The sequence below is a fragment of the Moorena sp. SIO3I6 genome (assembly GCF_010672095.1).
Map to the genome: position 1 here is coordinate 1 of NZ_JAAHHU010001021.1, position 1,783 is coordinate 1,783.

Below are 1,783 nucleotides of genomic sequence, written 5' to 3' on the forward strand. Positions count from 1 at the left end.
TCTCCATTGTATTCTCAGGTTGCCACCCAGTTTACCCCCTTGAAGCTTCAGGGGAATCAGAAGTACTTTACTAACCTCTGCTGCACTAACGTTATCGACATCAAGGTGCAAGTCAGTTTCTTGTTGAGAGAGGTGGTAATCTCCCTTAACCTTTAAATTTCCCCCACTTAACGGCTGACTATTTACATCAAAGCGAATCAGCTGACCTCCGTCGAGAAATTTACTTTTCCCCCTAACGTCAGTAAATATCATCGGTGGTTCTTTGATTCCCACTTGAGATCTTGGCACCACCACCACATCCGCATCCCGCCACCGCACCACCTTTGGGTCTACCTTAAACGCCGAATCTTGGGCAGTTTGTGTAAATGCTGTAGAAACCCAGGTTAAATCTTTGTCCTGTTCAACATATATATTGGGTTCAACAAGAGTTACATCCAGTTCTAGGGTTCTGGTAAACAGCAGTTTAACGGGGTTATAGGTGACCTTCACTGCCTCCGTGACAAGATGATCGGGATCGGTAGGGGTAGCTGGTATTTCCGAAGAACCAAACCGTACACCATTTAGGGAAAAGCCCTCCACTGGTCCGACATTGACTTTCCGGTTAAGAAAGCTAGATAAATTTTTCTCTACCGTTGGTGCTAATTGCTTCTGGATGAAATACCAAGCAAAAAGGCTTCCACCCCCTATCCCAGAAGCTAGCATCATGACCATTAGCATGAAGACCGGACGTAGCAGCCTCTGCCAAAACCCTCTACTTTCCGTAGGTTCTGGAGTATTTTCCGGAGTAGGCTCTGGTAGATTACCAGGATTGGGAGAGTTACTCATCTTGATTGGTTTGCACCTTACAACTGGAGTTCCGAGGGAATAGGAGGGCATTGTCATCTTAATTTATCAGGGAAATATAGGGAGTAGGGGTATCCGTTGTGGGTACTTAATACCAAGTGCTTTTCAAGACGATCTAACCATTCCCAATCATGATTGGGAAGAAGGGGAAGAGGGGTAGGAGATGGAAGAAGGTGCTGTGTCCAAATGGTGTGAATGCAACTCGGGATAAGGCAGATAACACTACTACTTTTTTTCTATGACGAAATTCCCTATCTTGATAGTTTCCAGAGCCAAGATTGATCGGTGGGTTTAACCCTATAGTTATGGGTGGTTTCAATTCCCTGACGTAATTCCTCTGACGGTCGATAAAGTAAAACATTTTTGAAACCCTCCGGAATCTCCGGTATGTTGGTAGAGCTATTGGATTTATCCAATAACATCAGCTGTACATCCGGACGAAGTAGATGACACAGAGATAGAACCCTACCGGGAATTTCATTACTGATCAAGAGTGGTTGTGGGATTTGATTAATCCAAGCTGCTACGTCGGGATTATTGCGACTCTTCGCATAGCTCTTGTGCCACCAAACTGGCAGTTGAGAGCTGACTATACAGGAGAGTATGCCGCTAAATGCCAGAGCAATTGCTATAGACTTCCAAGTTTTAGGATTTTTTCGGGTTTTTTCCATGGGCACCATGTCATGGTCACCCCTTACTTGCCCATCTTGTCTATCTTCGGTATTTGCTAAATTTCCATCAATCATTCCCTTGGGATGTTGTCCTGAGTGTTTGGCTTGGGTTGTCAGGAAATAAGCAATAGCTAACTGAATACCTAGATAACAGGGAATAGCATAGCGAGTAATGCTAGAACGGCGACCACCTAATAGCACATCTGGACCGATTAGAGCAATTCCTGTCACTCCAATTAAGGTAATAATAAATACCCAAGCATGCTGAG

At 44.5% G+C, this 1,783-nt stretch carries 2 pseudogenes; both read right to left on the minus strand.

The window, feature by feature from the left end:
• Window positions 1-825 (minus strand): annotated as a pseudogene (locus F6K49_RS45615) (hypothetical protein); the annotation flags it as partial.
• A 269-nt stretch (window positions 826-1,094) separates the two neighbouring features.
• A pseudogene (locus tag F6K49_RS45620) lies at window positions 1,095-1,783 on the minus strand (dolichyl-phosphate-mannose-protein mannosyltransferase); the annotation flags it as partial.